This window comes from Pseudoflavonifractor sp. An85, assembly GCF_002161235.1.
Classification (GTDB): Bacteria; Bacillota; Clostridia; order Oscillospirales; family Oscillospiraceae; genus Enterenecus.
Genome location: NZ_NFHE01000022.1, coordinates 1 through 20704, shown reverse-complemented (window position 1 = coordinate 20704; position 20704 = coordinate 1). Strand labels below are relative to the sequence as shown.

Genomic DNA, 20704 nt, shown 5'->3' with positions numbered 1-20704 from the left:
ACTGTTCTTGTTAAGAGAATACCACAGGGGGTCCAGTTTGTAAAGAGGAAAATTGAGATTTTTCAAAAATTTTTTGAGGACTGTTTTGGATGGGCAGATCACCGGGAAAAGGAAACGGATACAGCACAGAAGGGAAGGCCCTCTGCGTGCATCCGTGGTTAAACTTATGAGGAAGTGCGGTTCTTTTTAGAAAGAAGATGGACCAGCTCTTTGATGGAGAGCACGAGTGCAACCAGGTTGCAGAGCAGGGCAAGCCAGAATAGTGCGTCCATCTGAAGAACTTTGGATAGGAAGGAGAGAATAGAGCCGACGGCAATCAACCCCAGTACGATAAGTGAAGCGGTGTTGCTTTGTTGTTTCATGGCTTGCCCTCTCAAGTGAGTGTCGTGGATACAGGTAGAAAATATCATAAAGGTAGGGCGACTGCAATGGGAAAACTGGAATTTGTCGCTGCGGGCTGTTGTATGTCTGGAATCAACTTGGCGGTAGACGCAGGAGACAGGAAAACAAAAAAGCTAGGGTAGACCTTATGATCTATCCTAGCTTTGGAACACCCCAACACTATAGATATTTCGAACCCTGCATGGATTCAGGAGTGTCAAAAATCAACAACGCTAAGATACGAATTTTCTGTTGAGAAATGGACTACGCTTACTCCGGCAACCTCTCGATTTTTTCCGCCTCAGCCAGAACATGAAGTTGATATTGAGCAATCTGACGCAGAACTTCAAAGCGTTCCGCTTTGCCCATTCCGCTTTTGATCAGCTCGGCGTTATGGGTTTCCAAATTGGAGAGGACAGTCAACTCTGCGATAGAAGCATAGTCTCGGATATTGCTCTTCTTTGCAAGCTCAGGATTGGCATCGCGCCACTCCCTTGCCGTACATCCAAACAGAACGACGTTGAGCAGATCTGCCTCATCTGCGTAGGCGAGCCATTCGGTATTCTTGGTGTAGCTGCTCTGAGGCAGTACATAATTTTTGACTGCATCTGTGTGAATGAGGTAATTGCTTTTGGAGAGGAAACGCTTAGCATCCCACTCTAATTTCAGACGATCATTTTCGCCATCTTTTAAGCGCTGGTATTCTTTTAGCAGGTACAGCTTGAATACCGGACTGATGGCAGAACCAAACTCAAACGCAATGTCCTTGTGGGCGTAAGTTCCACCGTAGCGTCCTGACTGAACATACAGCCCAATCGCCCCGGTCGTCTGAATCCACTCTTTGGCGCTGAGGGTAAATGTGTGGAGTCCTGCTTCACTTTTAAGGTGGTCGAATTCGACCACTTTAAAATCTGGATTGTACAGGAGTTCCCACGTGCCCAGAAACTCCAGTGTAGAGCGGGACCGCAGCCAATTTTTGATGACATCAGCAGCCCGTCCTGCGTCGGTACGGGCTTTTGCCATGTCGGTGAGGCTGATGAAGTCGCCTTGGTCAACGTTTATGATCGTGACAGGTGTATTCTGCACGGTAATCAGAGAGGTTTTCTTTTTCTGGCTCACTGTTGCACCTCCAAGAGTATGTGCCATACAGTTTGTCGGGAATACATATACAAACTTGTTGTATTCACTTTCAGTTTAGCACGGCGCTATGGAATCGTCGAGACGAATTTCAAAGTGTGTGAGAAATTCAGTCGTTTGATGGGGAAAATGTATTGTCTTTGGCCTTGCATTAAACTCCTCGAATTCGAGGGGCTTAATGCGAGGGGGTTCGATTCTTCTGAATATGATGTAATAGTGCATGACAGCCGTCCGTTACATCTCGCCAGGTCGTATCGAAGTCACCAGTGTACCACGGGTCGGCTACCTCGCCGGGGTGGTCCGTAAAATCCATCAACAGATGCATCTTGTTGGAAAAATCGCCGCCGCAAATGCGGTACATATTTTGCAGGTTGGCATGTTCCATGCCAATCAGGAGGTCGTACTTTTCGTAGTCGCTGTTCCGCAGCTGGCGAGCCGTTTTGCCAGAGCAGTCGATGCCATGCTCGGCCAGCTTGCGGCGGGCCGGCGGGTATACTGGATTGCCGATCTCCTCGGCGCTGGTGGCTGCCGACTCGATTTGAAAGCCCTGCTCCAGACCGGCCTTCTTCACCAAATCCTTCATTATAAACTCGGCCATCGGGCTTCTGCAAATGTTGCCGTGGCAGATGAAAAGTATCTTGATCATGCGTTGAACACTCCAATTTGCTATCTTCCCATTTAGTATAGCACGGAAGTTCGGATTCGTCGAGGAGGATTTCCAGATGGGCCTCTGCTGCGATTTTTCTCTGAAGTTCAGCCTTTGACCAGCCGAATTGCCGGGCGGCACACAGATACCAGCGCCGTGAGTCCATGTCCAGATCTGCTTCCAGAATGACTACGTTCTGCGTCCAGCTGAGTTCCATGGCCAGCTTCAGCAGCCCAGGATTCTTGCCATACATCCGGTAGAAATCCCGCATCCTTCGCAGGTTGCGAGGGGAGAGGCCAGGAACATCTGGATAATTCTGCTTCAAGTACTCAGCAGCGGCCACAGCGGCACCCTTTTCCGTGCGCTGGCAAATGAGACGGCCCAATTCGTAATACAGCTTTGACTGGGACATATCTGTGCTCATTGCAACTCGCATGGCATCAAACATGGTGGAATAATCGATGTTTTTACGAATGTTCATGGTTTCTCCTTTCCGGCGCTGTACGCCTAACTTTATTTTAGAGGGGGTAAGATGGACAAGATTCAAAGGGCACTTCATAATAATTGCATCTATTTTGTTATGAGGAGGGCTCTCTATGCAGACTGTATCATCTCTGGTTGCTGACTATCTTGAAGCAAGTGAATATGAAAAGAAACTATCACCACATACGATAAAGGCCTATCGTATTGATTTGCGACAGTTTTCAGAATTTTCAAATGATATTTTGGCGAATAAGGAGGAGTTGGTGCGTTATATCAAATATCTCAATCAACACTTTGCCCCCCGTACAGTCAAACGTAAGCTGGCAAGTGTGAGTGCTTTTTACCATGAACTGTCGATAGCTGGGACTCTGGAGGAAAATCCTTTCGATAAGATTCATGTTCGCATTCATTCACCGCAACAGCTTCCGCGAATTATATCCTCACAGGTTGTGCGTGAGCTTTTGCAAAGTGCCTATTCCAGTTATCCTGGGGAGGGGCGTCAAGCGTTACGAGACATTGTAGTGCTGGAGCTTTTATTCAGCACAGGACTTCGAGTATCAGAATTATGTTCCTTGACAAAGGAGACGTTTCAATTGGATAGAAATGGACTTCGACTTCTTATTAACGGGAAGGGGAGGAAGGAGCGTATCATCCAAATCACAACTCCAGAACTGCTTCGGCTCCTACAAATCTATTGCAACGAGTATTGCGAGGAGATACAGAAGCAGGGGGCCATTCTTTATAACCAGCGTGGGCGCCCGATCTCTACTCAATCAGTTCGTCGGATTATTACGAAATACCTTCAGAGGACCCATACGACCTGCCATGTAACACCACATATGTTTCGCCACACGTTTGCGACATCTCTCCTAGAGGCAGGAATGGATATCCGATACATTCAATCGCTACTGGGGCATAGCTCTATCTCCACCACTCAAATCTATACTCATGTGGCGGCAGAACGACAGGCGACACTCCTGTTGGAATTACACCCCAGAGGAAAAATGAGCTTCAGCCTTTGAAGAAAGCAAGGACTACCAGATATTGAACCTGGTAGTCCTTTTGCTGTGTCAGGAACGACGGATAATCTGTAATTATCTAATGTGTATCTGAAATAGTACAGAAATAGTGTTGACTCAAAAGGGAGCGGTCAGAAATGTTTGAGGTTATAGGAAAGCCATTGTTTGAAGCAGCAGCGCAAACTTTTGTTGGTGCGATTGCTGGATATACATTTGAGAAAATGAAAGATCATTTCTACCGTGATAATACTTTTGACGGAGCCTTTGACCTGTGGGAACGCGGTATTCACCACAACACCATATCACGTGGAGATAGCTTAGCATTTGATGGTCTGCTTTCTCCCTATGTTCAACTGTTTCCAAGAGATCCCTATAATAACGCAACTAGATGGAATAGCTTATATAACTTCGAAGGGAAAATATCATCGCAAGAATTCAGTAAGTTGGAGTTCTACGCCGGGTCAGACGAAACGATTCGGACGGGATCGTTGAATGGTGAAACTTTGGTAGGATTATACAATCGCTACGGATATATTGGTGAAGGAATGTTAGGCGTTATATCAACATCATATTTGTTGAAAAGACTTCCTGATTTTTTCTCGCCCAGTTTTTGGGGATGCCGTGCTCGCATTACCGGCACATTATCATACTGCCCTGCTCAACACGGCTTTGTGGCACAAAGCATGTTTGCAAAGGCAGGCTTAAATCTTGAAACCGACCAGTACAGAGAGATTCCGTACATCAAAATTAACTCAATTAAATTGTTTAATCGTGATCGTGACAGAATCAGCTCGTTGCTTGGGTCTCCTTGGGCGGCCACCGATAAAAAGGAAGAACCCTATTTAGTTCAATATGGATACTTCAGCAATGCTACAGAACTTTCTGCATGCAATAATAAAATAGTTACGTCTCCTTCATGGGATTCAGTTAAAGTGTTTTACGACACCCTTACTGCTCCAAGCCCATCACTAACCTTTTCAAAGAATTTTATAGGTTAAACATTTCCTTTATATATGGAGGCAAATATAAGTAAAATGGGAGATGTTCTGGGGAGAAAAAACGGAATGGTGATGATGTTCCGCTGGATATAACATTTTTCTGGAACAGGTTGCTTGTTATTTTTGCATCCTGCGTAAGGTAAGGCGAATTTCCCCAGAGTGTTTCCATGTGTAATATGCCCGGATATTCTGGCACTGTAACTAGTGATAGGGCAAGCGCTTTTTCATGTTTCAAGTAAAGAAGCGTGTCTATCGTTGTTTTCTTATCAAATATGTGACGGTAGATTATATCCACGCACACCCCAATATTACTGCATAAATTTGATAAAACGCTAAAGTAAGACACGCTATGTTTATTGCTTTCCTCCGCAAGATTAAAGCAGTCGTTGATGATTAAATCATAGTTATTGTCAATTTTTTTGATGAACTCTCTTGCGTCGCTTTCAACATAATGGAACCGCTTATCTTGGAGCACTTGCCTTGCATGCGGATAGTGTCTGGCCATTAATTCTAATACAGCATGGTCATGGTCACATAGTACAACACGCTCTACTGTAGGGTATTTTAAAACTTCGTAGGCAGCAAACAATGATCCACCACCTAAAATTAAAGCCGTATTCAAATTTGGAACAAAAGCTGTTGGAAGATGAACCAAGAGTTCGTGGTATAGCGTTTGATAGTTTTCAATATGTTGAATTTCGCCATTTATAACAAGCACTTTACCTAACCAATGGTGTATAAACAATTGGATAGACTGTTTGGATGATTTGAATGACTCAATTGGCTGTAGATCTTTCAGATATAGGCTTACTGGCTCCTTTTCGTAATACTCCATGTGTATCCATCCAATCATTTTGTTTTCATAGCACAAAGATAATTTAGGATTATCTCTAAACAACAGATAATTACAGATTATCTGCTATTGATTATACCACATTAGGACAGATTTTCCAGATGCATTTTAAACTGTAATCATTTTATTGAATGCACTGTAAACTTACCTGTATCAGAGGATCAGGTTTTGCTGGATTTCAATACCGCCTCGGAGATACACTGTGATTTTCTCGGCGGAATGGACCTTGACCGTGTCTACCAGCTGCCGAATGAGGGCTTCATCCCACTGGGAAATGTTTGTGGAGGTTTGCTCCATGGCATCAGTGGCTATCTCGATGCGACGGAATGCGTGTTCATGGGTTTGGCGCTGGCTCTCAATGTGGGCCCGTTTTTTCTTTAGAGTATCCATTTCGTCGGCAATCTCTTTCAGCAGAGGGGCGTGGACTTGGACTTCCTTAGTCGCAGCCGCCTTTGCCACAATCTCGCGCACCTGTTCCCCCAGTTTCTGGAGGCGTTGCTCGATATCGGCCAGGCTCATGTGATCCCCAGGCATGGGAGCGAGTTCTAGCTCCATGGCAGACTGAAGTTGGCGGATGAGATGGTCTTTGTTGCTCATAGCGGAGTTGATGGCGGCTAGAATGGCACGTTGGAGGGGGGCTTCGTCCAGAGTGGGAGAATGGTGGCAGTACTTTTTTCCATAGTCCAGGCGGCTGACACAGCGCCATACCACACGCTTTTTGCCCTGCCTGGACCAAGTACAGCGACGGTATAGGGTTCCACATTCACCGCAGACCAGCCGCTCGGAGAGAGCGTACTTGCTGGCGTATGAGGTCATGCCGGTGGAGGCATTCTTTTTGGATGGGCTTTTTCCGGCGTTGCGGCGGGCCATCTCTGCCTGTACGGCATGAAAGGTTTTACGGTCTACAATGCCCTCGTGGTGGTTTTGAACCAGATACATGGGAAGCTGGCCGGTATTGCGGATGACCTTCCGATTGATGCAGTCGCTGACGAAGGATTTTTGCAGGAGAACGTCCCCGCAGTATTTTTCGTTAGACAGAATGCTGCGCACAGCGGTAATGGTCCACCGGGCGTTTCCAGCTGCGTTAGGAATCTGTTCTGCCTCCAGTCGATCCTTGATCATCCGAAGGCTTGCACCGGCCAGATATTGCTTGTAGATGGACTGCACCACCTCAGCCTGGTCAGGGATGATCTGGGGTTTGCCATCCTCACCCTTTTGGTAGGCGTACAAACGGTCGTATTGGATGATGGCTTTTCCCTCCCGCATGGCTTGACGTTTGCCCCAGCGGACGTTGGCGCTGATGCTCTCACTCTCCGCCTGGGCGAAGGCTCCCAGCATAGTGATGAGAATTTCACTATCCGCTTCCAAGGTATTGATGTTCTCCTTCTCGAAGATGACTGCAATGCCCAACTCCCGTAGGGCACGGATGTAGTTGAGACAGTCCACGGTGTTTCGAGCAAAGCGGGAGATGGACTTGGTCAGGATAATATCTATTTTCTTCTGTTTGCACAGTCGAATCATTCGTAGAAATTCTGGCCGTTTACGGGCAGATGTGCCGGTAATACCCTCATCAGCGAAAATCCCGGCCATGGTCCAGTCTTGATTGGTCATGATTTTGTCGGTGTAGTAGTTTTGCTGGGCCTCATAACTGGTGAGTTGCTCCTCGTCATCGGTGGATACCCGGCAGTAAGCAGCCACGCGGAGCTGCCGGCGGATGCTTGGCTTGCTTGCGGCTTCCGGCTTGGCGGGGATCGTGATGACTTTGGGTGGGGCTTCTCTCATGCTGTTTCACTCCTTCCTATCCTTTGATGGTTTTTCAGTTGAATCTCCAGTGTCCCATCCCTGTGGCACAGGATGGTGGTGACGGAAGCTTGAAGTAGGGTTGCGTCCAATTCAGACATCGCTTCATATGCGGAGAATAACCTGCGGAGCCGGACGGTTTCATACACATCGGCATTGATAGCGGCGTACTGCGTTGCGGCCATAGTCAGGATTAGCTTCTTTGCGGCATCCTCGTCCAAGGGTAGCTGATTCATTACATCGTCCAGTTCTCGTTGTATCTCTTGCTGGTGGGTTTGGAGGCTATATTCCATTTGGGATGATGTAATACGCTCTGGCGATGCAATGAGACTGTTGAGAAAGGCCAATACCCGTTGTTCCATTCGCTCTGTGGCGGTATGTCCACTGAGTTGCCGCAGAAGCTTTTGAGCCTCAGTTTTCTGTACTGGGGATTGCTTCGCACGCCGCTTTGCCCGGACCCTGTCCAAGGTTTCGGGGGTGGTGATGGCGGGATACCCACTCTCTCCTGCGTAGCGATGATCTTCCAGGATGCGAGCGACCATGTTTTTGTTCCAAAGTTTTCCCTCGTCATAGGGAATTGGTTGTTCTTGCAGGACTGTCACCAATTGTTTGTAGGAGGCGCCGGAGATGTACTGTTGAAAGATATATTTTACCAGCATTGCCTCCTGGGGATGGAGGACTACCGCCCCCATTTCCACTCGATATCCGAAGGGCTGTTTTCGATTTTTCATCAGCGTATTGTCCTTTCTATGGTCTCGGTCAGTTCCAGCCCGTTTTTGAGGCGGAAGCGGAGCTGCTCATTACTGTCCACAATAATTCTGTCAACGAGCTCACCAAACAGCTCCGTATTGAAGGTATCCAGGAAGTCCGGCCCTGCATCTAAAATGTCCATCAGTTCCTGTGTCTGGGTGATGGTGTTGTCGCTATTGGCGGCCAGTAGGCGTTCCTTTTCTAACTTCACGGCACGGAGCTGTTGGGTCAGCTCGTTGCTTTGGGATATAAAAAGGTCAGGATCAATGAGGCCCTGCTGTTTCAGCGTGGCCAGCATTTGATTCTGACTGGATAATTGGGATATTTGGTTGTTTAGTTCGATGATGTCAGGACTCCACAGAAGCTGGCGATTGCGGATGGCCTGGAGTGAGGTGATCATTCCAGCGAGAATGGGAGTACCGTGATGTTTGAGGTTATAGTAGAGGCGGAGAAAGGCTTTTTCAATGTTAGCCTGCTCTATAGGGGGCATTTTGCAGTCACTGGAATTGGTGTGATGTTTCCGGCATACCCAATAGGTGGTGCCTCGACTTACTTTTCGCTTGAAGTATGTCCCGCAGTCCCCACATTGGATTGCAAGGGTGAAAGCGTATTTTGTCCTTGGGGTGTGGGGAGACTTATCCCCTCGAGAACGAAGGAGGGTTTGAGCGGTGTCAAATATCTCTTGAGATACGATGGGTGGATGGCTGTTGGATATGTAGTATTTATCTCGTTGGCCATGGTTTCTTTTCTTTTGAAAGGGCAACGTGTCTGTGGCATAGAATTTCTGGAGCAGGGCATGGCCAGCATACCGTTCATTTTGCAGTATGTAGTACACAGTGGAATATTGCCAGTAAGGCATTCCAGCTCTGGTAGGAAAGCCGAGCTGTGTAATTTCGTCTGCAATGTCTGCCATGCTGATGCCGGAGAGATATCTGTCGAAGATGAGACGGATGACTGTTGCTTCAGCTTCGTCAATTTCAAGCATTCCGTTATGTAAGTGATATCCGAAGGGAGCACTGCATGTGATGAACTCACCACGCTGCATTCTTTTTTGATAACTCCACCGCATATTGCTGGAGATTGATTCGCTCTCAGCCTGGGCGAAGGAGGCAAACAGAGTGGTCATCATTTCGCCGGACATAGTGGCAGTGTCGATGTTCTCCTTTTCGAAGTGGACGCCAACACCCAGGGCTTTCAGCTCCCGAATTGCCTCGAGACACTCGGTGGTGTTGCGAGCAAACCGGGAGATGGATTTGACCAGGATTCGGTCAACCAAGCCCCGGCGACAGTCGGCCAGCAGGCGTTTGAAGTCCTCACGCTTGTCCACCGATGTTCCGGTGATACCCTCATCGGCGTATATGTCCACTAGACTCCAGTTCTCATTGCTGGAGATCAGGGAGATGTAGTGCTGGGTTTGAGAAGCGAAGGAGTTGAGCTGATCGTCGGATGCAGAGCTGACACGGGCGTAAGCTGCGACACGCAATTTGACGGCCGAATCTTGTTTGGTGGGGGCAATGGTTATGACCTGTGGCTTGTCCGCCAAAGCCAGGTTGCCTTGAGCTTGTGCTTCTTTTTTCATCCGAATTTCACCTCCTTCGTTAGGACAAAGACTACCACAACACATTGGGAATAGCTATCGCAAAGAGCAACAAATCAGAGAGAAATAATGATGTCTGCACCGGTTTGCGACAGGATGCGGGAGAGAATTTTGCGTGCCTCGCCGGTGCTCACAATTTCCTGCTGGATAAGGGAACGCAGGAGTTGTGCCATACCACATACATCAATGTTTACCATAAGAATACCTCGCTTTCATAAATGCAGAGATTGATAGCAAAAGCAAGGGAACCGACAAGGAGGTATGTGTAGGCCGAAAAGAAAAGGAGGGCAGATGAGAGGAGAAAGTAAAGAGGATCGTTTAGTCGGTTCCCTTGCTTTTGCTACCAGAGAGAAAGAAGGCCGCCCCAAGAGGGTGTGAGCATTTATATCATATACTCCGAATCTGAGGCGGCCTTCTGTTTATCATATCTTGTGATTGCCTGTATTTGACACTACTTCCCCAGGCCGGGCGGCAACTTGAACTGCGCTGGCGCACATCATGGGACTCTCACCCCTCCGAGGATCTCTCCGAGCTGCTTCAAGCAGAAGTATCATTGTAGGCTGACGGGATCATGGCGAGACAGTTTGCCAGGGCTGCCTTGGCCTGAGTGGGTAACGCTCTGCACCTTATTTGGCCGTCCTTCGATGCGGAATGCTCCGCACAGGTGGTCTTCGCGCACTCGGCCTGACGCTTCTCCGTCAGCTAACGTATTCAAGTTACCGGATATTCCGTTGTCAAAGAGCAAGAAGGTGGATTGAAACCCCTTCACTATACAACGGACATTTTTAAGCGGATTTTTAAGTAGTGACCTAAAAAAATTTTTTTGCCTTTCTGCGGATGGCCTGAATATGCTGTGTGACAGCGGATGGGGATATTCCTTTCTGCTTTGCATAGTCGTAAGGCCTTAAGCCATCTTTTACAACCGCCTGGTATACATCACGCTGAATTGTGGTGAGCTGTTGGAAGAATGAGGCCTCCAACATATCAAAGGCAATATCTTGTGTGAAGTCGGAGGGATCTGCAAGCCATGATGAGGGACCTTGTTGTGGGTCGCCTGTATCCAATGACAGAGTAGCAGTATCACAATCGGTTTCCGCGGCTGGGTGGAGGCGCCTCATTTGTTTTTCCTCTGCACGAAGCAGACGCATAATTTCGCGGGTTACTTCTGTGACTTCATTAGTAGCTTTGATGCGAACCATGCATTTTCCATCCTCGGTGGTCCAGAGATCGTAGTCAAATTCAAGTGGGGTTTTAGGGATTTTCATTGTCTTTTCCTTTCCGCTGGTGTAGAGCAGCGGAAAGGAAAGACAACAAAAGAGCCGCATGACGGTGAGTTGATTTCCCATGCCGAAAGAACAAAGCTTCTTGTAGAAGTTTTGTTCTCATGCGGCATTAGGAAGACTCACCAATCAGCGGCTCCACAGCACAGCTATCAATATTTATTTTTCCACTTTGGCACCTTTAGGGGTGTCGAAGTTGAAATCTTCTCATGCTGAGGACATCGAACACAGTTTCACGCCCACAAGCCTTGCATTTGGCTTGAACGTGACCACGAGTGTCCTCAAAAACAATAATAGAATTGTGTTTGCAATAGGGGCATTTAACCATTCTTGGTTTTTGACTTGCAATGGCATTGCGGGCCATTCGTATCTTGGCCATCATTTCGTCAGATGGTTCAGTCATGCGGATATTTTTGCTCATGGCCACACCTCCGTAGGATCGTTGTACTCGCTATATGGACGATCTTCCATGTATCCAAGCTGGCGGAGACGGATGATCATGGCTGCCTTGGAGACATCAAGCCATTGGCAGAGATGAGAAAGGATTATCCTGTCGGGATATGTAAAGCAGCCCTCATAGTTGATTAAAAATTTTTTTGCAGGAAAGAGTTGCATAGCCAGTTCGATTTCCACTTGAGGCATTAAAATTGCTGCACCTAATGCATTGGCCTGCCACTCGTTCCAGTCCTCGCGGGTCTTGAGGGCTCTGAGAGAATAGGCTGTTCGGGGAGAATATTTACCTCGATGGCGTTGCTTTACATCGTCGGATTCCATTTGAAATAAAAGTTGGTGCGCACATTCATGGGCTAGAGTAAAGCGACGTTTCTGATGTAACTGCTTTTTCCGTCCTGGCACTTGGAAGCTAGTATCAAGCAGAACTTGGTTTTGTCTTATGGGAAGAGTTTGGACAACTCCATTTTCCTCAAATGTATACTCTGTATCTGCATAGCACGTCAACCCACAAACACTTTCATCAGGGGAGAGACGAGCAAAGCCAACGTTCAGGCCAAGATAATCACGAGCAAATTGGTCTATGGGCGTTGCGCGGGGAATCCTACGCTTTGTTTCAAAAGAATCATTGGAAATGTATTTGGCAAAGTCTTGTGTTACAGCTAGAGCAATATGCTCAAGTTCCGTGTGAGACAAAATCATTGGATTACCCCCTTATTAGCAAATTGTTTGTATTCCTCTGAAATGGGTTGATGATGTTTGAATGGTAATTGAGAAAAGCGCATTCTGAGAATACGGTGGGGCACAGTGCATTGTGGGAAGTTTGCGACCTGTATGCAGGCCATTTTGTATGCTGTGATTCCATTATAAGTAGAACAAATGTTCGTGTCAATGTGTATTTTAGAAATTAATTTGTGCAGTTCAGACAAGTGTTGGTAGTAAGATGCCCGGAGAGAAGACAAGATCTGTTTCAATGCCGTTCAGAAGCTTTATCATCAGCGCATTGTGTTCTGTGTCATTGATGAACATAATAATTGCTCGTTCGGATTCAAGGAATTTTACAATTTCTATTTGAAAAAGAATGGAAATTGTGTATGATTAAAAGGAAAACAGTGGAACAGGGGAATTGCTTATGCTTCATATCTTAATTTGCGACGACGACTATAATATGCTAAGTAAAATGAAAACCATTGTGGAAGAGGTGCTGGCGGATTTCCAGACCAAAGTAGAAATTCAAGCTTTCACAGATGCCAGGAAAATTAGTCGTGATACCCTAGCCGGTTGCGATATTGCATTGCTGGATATCGACTTTGAAAACACCTCTTACAATGGGATGGATATCGCAAGACAGCTACGAACGCTCCATAGTGATGCTGTGATCATTTTTGTGACCAATTTTATAGAGTATGCACCGGAGGGGTATGAGGTGCAGGCGTTTCGATATGTACTGAAGCGGGATCTTGTGGAAAATTTAAAAACAGCCTTTCAATTGGCGTTGCAACAACGAAATAAGGAAACCCTGCAAATACAATGTGAAAGAGAAATCGTTGCACTGCCTCTGGATGATATTCTTTACCTAGAAGTGCAACAGCACAGTGTGACCGCTTTTGTGCGGGACGCAACGTCTATAGAAAGTTGTAAAACATACAGCTTTTACGCTTCTTTATCTGACCTGGAAGAAAAATTGGACTCTCAGGGTTTTTTGCGGATTCATAAAAGCTATTTGGTCAACATGAAGTACATCAAGAGATTTCAATGCCGGGAAGCGACCCTGACTTATGGAATTACCCTTAGAGTTGGGGAAAAGGCTTATTCGAAAAATAAGAAGAAATATCTTCTGTGGAAAGGGTGGCATTGATGGAATATCTGATTAGTATGATATGGGTCAGTGCGGAGTTCTTGTGTTGTATCTTCTTTAATGGGGCCTTTTTGGAAAAGCGCAATAAAGGGAAGGCTCAAACCGTGATTGTTGTAGCTATCTGGATCTTGATGCTCCTCCTGGCTTATTCTGAACTTAACAATATTTTAAGGCAGGTGTGCATTCTGGGGTTATATACTGCCGCTTCCTTTGTGTATTACAAAGGAAAGATCCTATCCCACGGTTTTCTGTCTTTGATATGCTATGTTCTGGTAATCTCCATAGATACATTATTTCCTTATGGAGTCTGTGTATTATTGGACATTACACTTGACTCCTTAGTTTGGATGAAGTGGATGTATACCACTGTGATAACTATTGACAAGTTTCTTGCTTGCTTTCTTGCCTGGCTGCTGCTTCAAATCCGAAAAAAGAAAATCAATCTCAAAATGCAAGGAAAATGGCTCGGTTTAACCATTCTTTTTCCAGCAATTAGTGTTGTCATTTTTCTGTTCATGATATTTAGCTATCCTGGCGAACAGGATATTTCCATGCGTGTGGTTGTCTTTAGTATTGTTCTGATTATTTCCAATATTGCAATTCTTTTTGTGATTGATGGCATGGAGAAAGCTGTGGCAAAAGACCAGGAGGTTCATTTGCTCAGGCAGCAAATTGCATTTCAAACAGATAATTTTCATGCACTGGAGAAAAACTATCAAATTCAGAGAAAATCCACCCATGAATTTCAACGTCATATACAGGCACTGCAAGATCTAATGGATCAGGAGGAATATTCCACGGCCCAGGACTATCTGAAGCGGCTGCACAATAACCGGTCCCTGAAAACATTCAATATTCGCTCCAACCACCCTGTTTTTGATGTGATTCTGAATCAGAAGCATCAATATGCCCAGGGACAGAGTGTTAATATGACGGTGAAGGTCAATGATCTGTCAGCTATTTCCATTCCAACGGATACCCTGGTAGTGCTGCTGTCCAATCTGCTGGACAATGCCATAGAAGCTTGTCAGCGGTTAGATGGGGACAAGGAAATTGTATGTTGTATTTTGCAGGAGGAGGCCTTATATATTTCTATACGCAACACATCCCTACCTGTGGCGATTGAGGAGGGGAAACTGCCTCCGAGTGCAAAACAATCTCCGGAGCATGGTTATGGATTGAGTGCTGTTGTATATACGTTGGAGCAGCTTCAAGCGGAGTATACCTTTACCTATCAGGATGGGTGGTTCCAATTTGCTGCTGAAATCATAAATCTACCTTATGAAGAAAAATAGATTCGTATTTGATATTGCCCCACGGGAGAGTACCAGAAACTGGTTCTCTCCCGTTTTTCGCTTTTGCGTCAAAAAAATAGCAGTTATGTCGAAACTAATGAACTTGATAACATAAGATGGTACAATATGAAAAAATGGGAGGCACACTATGAAGAAGGTTGAAGCGTTTGTTACAGGATGTATTGACCGAGGATATATTACAGCAGAAAAAGCCCCATGGTTACAGTATGCTTTGGAAAAAAGGATCACATCCCTGACGGCACTGATACCTCTTCTTTTGATTGGTACAATGATTTCATCTTTGCCAGAAACAATCGCCTTTTATTTCGGCTTTTTCAAAATACGTAGATATACCAACGGAGTACATGCAAGCAGTTTTATTAAGTGCCTTTTCTGGTCTGTTATTTCTGAGAGTGTCTTTCTTGGTCTCCTTTCGCAGTTTTTGACTCCGATTAGCTGTACAATTCTCTTGTTAGTGTCAGGAGCATTAATTTGGTCGCTTGCACCATATAATCATCCGAACATGGTGTTATCCGGCAAAGAGGTTGCGGCATGTGCAGCTAGTGCAAAGAAGTCTTCTGTTCAGCTATCGGTAGTTATTAGCGTTTTATATATTTGTGGTTTTGAATATTTGGCAGCTGGAGCATTGCTCGGCTATGTAATGGCTGCAACAATGCTTTTGATTGCATATATACCTAAAGGGAGGAAGAACAATGCAGAAGAAGGAACAAAAAGTCGAAAAAATGGTCAAAAAGGTGCTGAATAATTTCATTGATGTTGAATTGTATGAATGGCCGCCTCGATGTGCTACTATTTTTTATCAACCAGTCCGTCCGGAGAGGGGAAAAGGAATTTCTGAAAAATGCGATAATTAAAGGTAGTTGCAGCACTACGTCCGAGTAAGGTATGAAAAATGGAAAAGGATTCTCTGTGGGGCACCTGGTGTAAACGGGATGACGTAGATCTAAACAGGCTCATTTTGAGTCAGATTATGTAACAATGATCGCACAAGTTTAAGACTAAATGGTAGATTATGCATTTACCTAGGAGACGGGCGCAGAACGGAGGTAACGTGAGATACACATACATCAAGCAACATGATGCAACGGATTGTGCTGCGGCTTGTTTGGCAATGATTTGCCTGCATTATCGTAAGGAAACTACTATCACCCGCCTGCGGGACATGATGGGGACCGATTTAAAAGGGACGAATCTTATTGGACTCGGTAAATGTGCTGAGCAATTGGGGTTTATTTCCCAAGCGATACGCATAGACAAGGAAGGGTTTATGAGTGACTTTACCCTTCCATGCATTGCTAATGTAATTACTAAAGAGGGCCTGACACATTTTGTAGTCATTTTTAAGATTTCAAAAGATCATGTAATTATTGGAGATCCGGCAAAAGATTTGATTCGTGTAACAGTTGATGAATTCTACAAGGGATTTACAGGAGTTTTGTTGCTTTTGACTCCTAATCAGGACTTTGTTGCTGGGAAAGAACGGGGCAAATCGGTATTCCAGCGTTACATGGGCCTGTTGTTGCCACAAAAGAAACTTTTTATTTATGGTATTATAGCATCTTTGTTGTTGACTGTTCTAGGCATTGTATCGTCTCTGTTCAATAGCATCATTTACGATGAAATATTGCCTTATCGACAGACGGATGCGCTGAGGATGTTAATTTTAGTTTTTGTGGGCATTGCAGTTACACAAACGGTTTTGAGCTTTGTGCGACAGTGGATGATGATATACCTGTCTATAAAGATTGATATACCGTTGATGTTGGGATATTTCAAACATATCTACCATCTGCCCATGAAATTTTTTTCCACTCGAAAGACTGGTGATATTACGACTCGCTTCTCGGATGCGTTTACCATTAAGGATGTATTTACCAACATTGCGTTAACGCTGATTATTGATATTGCGATGGCACTGATTACGGGTGTAACTTTGTTCCGTATGAACCTGTCGCTGTTTGCTGTTATCCTATTCATGACGGTTATAAGTGTCATGTTGGTTTTTATTTTCAAGGAACCCTATAAAAAAATCAATGAGGAGCAAATGCAGCAGTCGTCTGCGCTTAATTCACAAATTATCGAGGGCCTACGGGCTGTAGAGACTATTAAGGGCAATGCCAACGAGGATACGGAACTGGAGAGTATCGAACGAGAGTATATCAAATCGCTGCGAGTGGGCATAAGGGAAAGCAAACTATCTATTATTCAGGGAACGATTTCATCTCTGGTGTCCACAGCAGGCAACTTGTTCCTTACCTATTCCGGCATCATGCAAGTCATCAACGGCGAGTTGACTCTAGGTGCGATGATGGCGTTTATGACGCTAGCGGCCTATTTTATGGATCCGGTCAGCAGGCTGGTTAGTTTGCAACTTTCCATTCAGGAAGCCAATATTTCCATGAAACGCATTGCGGAGATTTTGGACTATGAGCAAGAGCAGGGTGAGAACAGCAGGGATTCCTACCAGTCTCTTTCTTCAGCAGAGGGAGATATTGTTTTCAAAAACGTTACATTCCGATATGGAAACCGCAAGCCTGTGTTAAAGAATGTATCTTTCACCATCCCCAGAGGGAAAAAAGTGGCGCTGGTGGGAAGCAGTGGAAGTGGAAAATCCACAATTGCCAAACTTCTGTTGAAGTACTATGAGCCAGAAGAGGGAGAAATAACCATTGACGGTATTGATATTCAGGAATATACCAACGAATCTCTAAGACGGGCGATTTCTTATGTACCACAAAATATTGAGTTATTTTCCAAGAGTATCTATGATAACATCCGTGTTTCCCGTATGACCGCCACATTGGACGAAGTCAAGGAGGCGGCGAAGGCCGCAGATGCTCATGATTTTATCCGTAAACTCCCCATGCAGTACTTCACTTTCTTGGAGGAAGCGGGGAATGGATTATCTGGTGGCGAAAAACAGCGTATTGCGCTGGCAAGAGCGTTTTTGAAAAAGAATGAGTTTTACATATTGGATGAGTCTACCAGTAATTTAGACTTTGGCACAGAGAACATTATCTTTCATATGATATACAATAAATTTAGAGAAAAATCCATGCTGATTATTGCCCACCGATTGGCTACGGTAAAGAACTGTGATCTGATTATCATGTTGGATAACGGTGAGATTGTAGAGCAGGGCAGCCACGAGGAACTGCTGGAAAAACAAGGAGAGTATTATCAGCTTTGGGAATTGCAGCAGGGCAATTTCATGCCTGAAGATGTGGAAGAGGAAATGTCTTGCCTGCCCGATATATCAGAGGAAGATGAGATTAGTTACTGAGATATTATCGTGAACGGAGACGATAATATAAATTACTTTTCCGGCTTTCCGTAACTGGAAAAGAAAATCAAAAAGGAGGTAAGTACATGAATACTTACGCAAACGGCACTTGTGCCATGAAGTTCCCCAGCAGCTACACTCTGATGGACGTTGAAGAAATGACTTATGTGGACGGCGGTGGTATTGGACAGACGGTGGCATACTATGCTGTTAAACACGGAATTGATATGGCCGTTAACGCAGCATTCGGAGGCGGAACTCTTGGGCTAGTACGTCAGGTGATAAAAGCGGGGAAGGAAAAATTTAAGAGAACGCTTGTCGATGCTTTGTTGTCCTGGACTTCCGCTAGGATAGCTAATCTCATTGTTGGACGTGGATTAAGTATGATCCTGGATGTTGCTACGGGAAGCGTAGGAGGAGTAGTTGCTAATTGGCTTGACAGATCTGACGGGAAGGCAGACAAACAAATTTATTTTAGCAAGGTTAAGCTTTTCTGAATATGATTGATGGAATTGTCTGGTTGAGCATGGTTTTTTTCCTTTTGTTGCCGTATTACCATGCTGTATTCACATTTAACAAGAAAACAGTCTTTTACCATGTTGTACTCTGGCTTTGTGTACATTTTGTGTTTTCAGTTATATTTGCAATATTTGAAAAGTCCATTTGGGGTGTCCCGTTGATTTTGTTTTGCGCATATGCGGCGTATTTTCTGTTTTCCTACGTTTTTTATGTCCGTAATATGTATTCAGAACAAGAAAAAGGGAATATCCAGCAAATCCTGGAATCTAAGTGGTTCTTTATAGCTGAAAAAATACTGCTTGCAGTTTCAAGTTTTTTACTTGTTGTAGATATTTATGTGCTGGTACTGCAGATGAAAGATTGTTTTGAACTGGGCTATCCCTATTTAATAGGTGTTGTTGTTGTTTCATATGGTCAACTTGTTTTTTTTGTGAGTCGATTTTTTCGAAATGCACCAAATAGAAAAAAACGATAGAAGTTATTCTGACTTGAACGCAAGTAAGTCTAGTTGAAAAATGCTCTACTGAAAAGTAAGCAAGATTAAGACTTCAAGATTGATTGCTCGGGCTAATGGTTGACACATATGCAGTAGTTCAGTTGGAGTCGTATAAAAAGCTGGCTTTGCCTGCAAGTATTCTTGTAGGCAAAGCTAGAGCTTTACATGTTCTGGTCAAATCAAGAGATTTTTCGATGTTTCAACAGACCTTTTATGAGTAGAGACTGTGCCTATGTTCGGGCCCGGCTGAAATAGCCCCACCCCAAAAGGACTGTTTCTGCTGGGCGCTAACACCCAGAATATATCAAATATTTCTGTTTAGAACATTTCCGTAAAATTATCTTTTACACATTGCCCACCAAATTGGGATTTGTAGTTTCTTTATAGATGGTAACTTTTTTGTGTTATAGGTGAACTAGAGATCAAGCAGAAATAAGAGACTCTCCCCAAAGAAATTGGTTTTATGTTTAATATCAGTGAAAATTTTTGCGCAAAAAAGAAAGGGCGTTTTTCATGCCGAAATTACAAATCAGCAACAAAACTCTAAAATTGACCAATGTTTTGATTGCTAATCTGAATCCTGAAGATGTGCAGGACATGGCCTTCTTGGAAAAAATGGATAACTACATTAAAGCCAAAGGGTGTCAACCTGTTGGCCCTATGGTGCAATATACAGGGGTAGTGGAAACTGGAAATGGTGAGGTGGGTTTGAATCTACGGATACTGCGCCAAGCCAGTGGCTATATTAACAAAACAGAAGCACCATACACAATGGAAGCGGAACTTCGAGTACCAAATTGTCTTTATGTACGCTTTGTGGGGCCGCAAAGCATGATGAATGTTGCATATCAAAAGCTAGCGGTGTATGCCTATGAAGAGGGGATTGAAGTGACTAGAAACAGCTACACGGTTTATGTCAACCACCTAGAGAATGAGGATATAGTAGCGGATATTTTTATGGAGAAGGCCTATGGCTAAAGGTGTGAAAAGTCTGAATGAATTGAGAGACAGCCGTATCTTGTTTGAAAAGAATCTGCCCCCCTTTGGATATGCCATTGTACTCATTGTTTTAATTGCCTTGCTTGGCGTTGTCGTTTGGAGTACAAAGGCGCCGAAGATTTATGTAGTTGTCTCTACGGGAACTGTGTCCAATTCGGAAGCAAACTATGTTATGCCGGCGTATTCTGGAACGATCCTGAACTCCTATATGCAGGAGGGGGCTGTAGTGGAAGAGGGAGAAGAGTTGTTCACGATTGCCAGCACAGATTACGATTTGCAGGTTGAGCAGCTTTCGGCAACACGGGCAGTCTATGAGACGAAGATTGCTCAGCTTGAGAAGTTAGTGGAGTCCATTCAGGATGATACGAATTATTTTAGCGCTAGTAGCGCAGAGGATGCACTATATTATAGTACCTATGAGGCATATAAGGCTCAGATAGTTCAAAACACTGTAGATGTCAGTTCATACAAGGATTATGGGTATAGCGATGAGCAGATCAAAGTGGAATTAGAAAAGAACTCCGCAAAAATTTCAGAAATTTATCATGCGGCCATACAGAGTGCAGAAAACAACATTGCGGAGAGTCAAACTCAAATTGCTTCGATCGATGCCCAGCTATCTGCCCTGAAAAGTGGTCAGGAGAAATATGTCGTGACGGCTCCTGCATCTGGAACGATTCATATGTTGGAAGATTACAAAGATGGCATGGTTGTACAAGCTGTATAGTGGCTCAGTTGTCAAGACAAAAATCTAAGATTTTTATAATGAACTGATACGGTGGATAAGTTACAGGGATGAGGTATAGGACGGTGGAATACTCCCATTCCCATATATGCTA

21 protein-coding genes are annotated in these 20704 nt (G+C 44.7%); 10 read left to right on the top strand and 11 right to left on the bottom strand.

Annotation, left to right across the window (positions count from 1 at the left end; translation table 11 throughout):
• Positions 1-164: 164 nt before the first annotated feature.
• The 3 genes from B5G37_RS10415 to B5G37_RS10405 form a co-directional block, all read right to left on the bottom strand.
• Positions 165-362, bottom strand: a complete 198-nt coding sequence (locus B5G37_RS10415) for a hypothetical protein (protein ID WP_087257211.1) — start codon at positions 360-362, stop codon at positions 165-167.
• A gap of 289 nt (positions 363-651) precedes the next feature.
• On the bottom strand, positions 652-1500 hold the full coding sequence (locus B5G37_RS10410; protein WP_242962866.1) for a KilA-N domain-containing protein: 849 nt from the start codon (positions 1498-1500) through the stop codon (positions 652-654).
• A 193-nt stretch (positions 1501-1693) separates the two neighbouring features.
• Complete coding sequence (locus B5G37_RS10405; protein WP_087257205.1) at positions 1694-2164, bottom strand: low molecular weight protein-tyrosine-phosphatase; 471 nt, start codon at positions 2162-2164, stop codon at positions 1694-1696.
• A 596-nt stretch (positions 2165-2760) separates the two neighbouring features.
• Between B5G37_RS10405 and B5G37_RS10395 the strand changes: the two genes are divergently transcribed.
• Positions 2761-3669, top strand: coding sequence for a tyrosine-type recombinase/integrase (locus B5G37_RS10395; RefSeq protein ID WP_087257203.1), 909 nt, complete (start codon positions 2761-2763; stop codon positions 3667-3669).
• A 134-nt stretch (positions 3670-3803) separates the two neighbouring features.
• Complete coding sequence (locus B5G37_RS15015; RefSeq protein ID WP_143482923.1) at positions 3804-4664, top strand: hypothetical protein; 861 nt, start codon at positions 3804-3806, stop codon at positions 4662-4664.
• Here the strand turns inward: B5G37_RS15015 and B5G37_RS10390 are convergent.
• The 8 genes from B5G37_RS10390 to B5G37_RS10360 all read right to left on the bottom strand — a co-directional run bounded on the left by B5G37_RS10390 (position 4654) and on the right by B5G37_RS10360 (position 12096).
• A complete protein-coding gene (locus tag B5G37_RS10390; protein WP_158099401.1) occupies positions 4654-5499 on the bottom strand; it encodes a hypothetical protein in 846 nt (281 codons plus the stop codon). The two genes, B5G37_RS15015 and B5G37_RS10390, sit on opposite strands and share 11 nt — an antisense overlap.
• Positions 5500-5670: 171 nt before the next feature.
• On the bottom strand, positions 5671-7299 hold the full coding sequence (locus B5G37_RS10385) for a recombinase family protein (protein WP_087257198.1): 1629 nt from the start codon (positions 7297-7299) through the stop codon (positions 5671-5673).
• Positions 7296-8048 (bottom strand): recombinase family protein, encoded by a 753-nt coding sequence (locus tag B5G37_RS10380; RefSeq protein ID WP_087257195.1) that lies wholly within the window; start codon positions 8046-8048, stop codon positions 7296-7298. Before B5G37_RS10380 ends, B5G37_RS10385 begins: the two co-directional genes overlap by 4 nt.
• Positions 8048-9646, bottom strand: a complete 1599-nt coding sequence (locus B5G37_RS10375) for a recombinase family protein (protein ID WP_087257193.1) — start codon at positions 9644-9646, stop codon at positions 8048-8050. The genes B5G37_RS10380 and B5G37_RS10375 overlap by 1 nt, the downstream gene beginning before the upstream one ends.
• Before the next feature lie 74 nt (positions 9647-9720).
• Positions 9721-9861, bottom strand: coding sequence for a hypothetical protein (locus B5G37_RS15230; RefSeq protein ID WP_158099400.1), 141 nt, complete (start codon positions 9859-9861; stop codon positions 9721-9723).
• Between the two features lie 612 nt (positions 9862-10473).
• Positions 10474-11010 carry a hypothetical protein gene (locus B5G37_RS10370; protein WP_143482922.1) on the bottom strand — a complete coding sequence of 179 codons (537 nt, stop codon included), beginning with the start codon at positions 11008-11010 and terminating at the stop codon, positions 10474-10476.
• Positions 11011-11125: 115 nt separating this feature from the next.
• On the bottom strand, positions 11126-11365 hold the full coding sequence (locus B5G37_RS10365) for a hypothetical protein (protein ID WP_087257188.1): 240 nt from the start codon (positions 11363-11365) through the stop codon (positions 11126-11128).
• Entirely contained in the window at positions 11362-12096 is a 735-nt protein-coding gene (locus tag B5G37_RS10360) for an ImmA/IrrE family metallo-endopeptidase (RefSeq protein ID WP_087257186.1), read from the bottom strand. Before B5G37_RS10360 ends, B5G37_RS10365 begins: the two co-directional genes overlap by 4 nt.
• A gap of 430 nt (positions 12097-12526) precedes the next feature.
• On the opposite strand from B5G37_RS10360, the gene B5G37_RS10355 reads away from it, so the two are divergent.
• The 8 genes from B5G37_RS10355 to B5G37_RS10320 all read left to right on the top strand — a co-directional run bounded on the left by B5G37_RS10355 (position 12527) and on the right by B5G37_RS10320 (position 20592).
• A complete protein-coding gene (locus B5G37_RS10355) occupies positions 12527-13252 on the top strand; it encodes a LytTR family DNA-binding domain-containing protein (protein ID WP_087257184.1) in 726 nt (241 codons plus the stop codon).
• Positions 13252-14547: a GHKL domain-containing protein gene (locus tag B5G37_RS10350; RefSeq protein ID WP_087257181.1), complete on the top strand. Its 1296-nt coding sequence runs from the start codon at positions 13252-13254 to the stop codon at positions 14545-14547. The genes B5G37_RS10355 and B5G37_RS10350 overlap by 1 nt, the downstream gene beginning before the upstream one ends.
• Before the next feature lie 148 nt (positions 14548-14695).
• Positions 14696-15313 (top strand): accessory gene regulator B family protein, encoded by a 618-nt coding sequence (locus tag B5G37_RS10345; protein WP_087257179.1) that lies wholly within the window; start codon positions 14696-14698, stop codon positions 15311-15313.
• A gap of 306 nt (positions 15314-15619) precedes the next feature.
• Positions 15620-17851 carry a peptidase domain-containing ABC transporter gene (locus B5G37_RS10340; protein WP_087257176.1) on the top strand — a complete coding sequence of 744 codons (2232 nt, stop codon included), beginning with the start codon at positions 15620-15622 and terminating at the stop codon, positions 17849-17851.
• An 86-nt stretch (positions 17852-17937) separates the two neighbouring features.
• Positions 17938-18348: a hypothetical protein gene (locus B5G37_RS10335; RefSeq protein ID WP_087257175.1), complete on the top strand. Its 411-nt coding sequence runs from the start codon at positions 17938-17940 to the stop codon at positions 18346-18348.
• Positions 18349-18350: 2 nt separating this feature from the next.
• The gene (locus B5G37_RS10330) at positions 18351-18845 is read left to right on the top strand and encodes a hypothetical protein (protein WP_087257173.1); all 495 of its coding nucleotides are present in this window, start codon (positions 18351-18353) and stop codon (positions 18843-18845) included.
• Positions 18846-19379: 534 nt separating this feature from the next.
• The gene (locus B5G37_RS10325; RefSeq protein WP_087257171.1) at positions 19380-19844 is read left to right on the top strand and encodes a hypothetical protein; all 465 of its coding nucleotides are present in this window, start codon (positions 19380-19382) and stop codon (positions 19842-19844) included.
• Positions 19837-20592, top strand: a complete 756-nt coding sequence (locus B5G37_RS10320; RefSeq protein ID WP_087257168.1) for a biotin/lipoyl-binding protein — start codon at positions 19837-19839, stop codon at positions 20590-20592. Before B5G37_RS10325 ends, B5G37_RS10320 begins: the two co-directional genes overlap by 8 nt.
• The last annotated feature ends 112 nt before the right edge of the window (positions 20593-20704 follow it).

Coding starts and splice junctions, on each gene's coding strand:
- B5G37_RS10330 (WP_087257173.1), top strand. CDS start 18,351: ATGATTGATGGAATTGTCTGGTTGAGCATGGTTTTTTTCCTTTTGTTG.
- B5G37_RS10375 (WP_087257193.1), bottom strand. CDS start 9,646: ATGAAAAAAGAAGCACAAGCTCAAGGCAACCTGGCTTTGGCGGACAAG.
- B5G37_RS15230 (WP_158099400.1), bottom strand. CDS start 9,861: ATGGTAAACATTGATGTATGTGGTATGGCACAACTCCTGCGTTCCCTT.
- B5G37_RS10350 (WP_087257181.1), top strand. CDS start 13,252: ATGGAATATCTGATTAGTATGATATGGGTCAGTGCGGAGTTCTTGTGT.
- B5G37_RS10390 (WP_158099401.1), bottom strand. CDS start 5,499: ATGGAGTATTACGAAAAGGAGCCAGTAAGCCTATATCTGAAAGATCTA.
- B5G37_RS10335 (WP_087257175.1), top strand. CDS start 17,938: ATGAATACTTACGCAAACGGCACTTGTGCCATGAAGTTCCCCAGCAGC.
- B5G37_RS10380 (WP_087257195.1), bottom strand. CDS start 8,048: ATGAAAAATCGAAAACAGCCCTTCGGATATCGAGTGGAAATGGGGGCG.
- B5G37_RS10325 (WP_087257171.1), top strand. CDS start 19,380: ATGCCGAAATTACAAATCAGCAACAAAACTCTAAAATTGACCAATGTT.
- B5G37_RS10345 (WP_087257179.1), top strand. CDS start 14,696: ATGAAGAAGGTTGAAGCGTTTGTTACAGGATGTATTGACCGAGGATAT.
- B5G37_RS15015 (WP_143482923.1), top strand. CDS start 3,804: ATGTTTGAGGTTATAGGAAAGCCATTGTTTGAAGCAGCAGCGCAAACT.
- B5G37_RS10385 (WP_087257198.1), bottom strand. CDS start 7,299: ATGAGAGAAGCCCCACCCAAAGTCATCACGATCCCCGCCAAGCCGGAA.
- B5G37_RS10355 (WP_087257184.1), top strand. CDS start 12,527: ATGCTTCATATCTTAATTTGCGACGACGACTATAATATGCTAAGTAAA.
- B5G37_RS10405 (WP_087257205.1), bottom strand. CDS start 2,164: ATGATCAAGATACTTTTCATCTGCCACGGCAACATTTGCAGAAGCCCG.
- B5G37_RS10395 (WP_087257203.1), top strand. CDS start 2,761: ATGCAGACTGTATCATCTCTGGTTGCTGACTATCTTGAAGCAAGTGAA.
- B5G37_RS10370 (WP_143482922.1), bottom strand. CDS start 11,010: ATGGGAAATCAACTCACCGTCATGCGGCTCTTTTGTTGTCTTTCCTTT.
- B5G37_RS10360 (WP_087257186.1), bottom strand. CDS start 12,096: ATGATTTTGTCTCACACGGAACTTGAGCATATTGCTCTAGCTGTAACA.
- B5G37_RS10320 (WP_087257168.1), top strand. CDS start 19,837: ATGGCTAAAGGTGTGAAAAGTCTGAATGAATTGAGAGACAGCCGTATC.
- B5G37_RS10415 (WP_087257211.1), bottom strand. CDS start 362: ATGAAACAACAAAGCAACACCGCTTCACTTATCGTACTGGGGTTGATT.
- B5G37_RS10365 (WP_087257188.1), bottom strand. CDS start 11,365: ATGAGCAAAAATATCCGCATGACTGAACCATCTGACGAAATGATGGCC.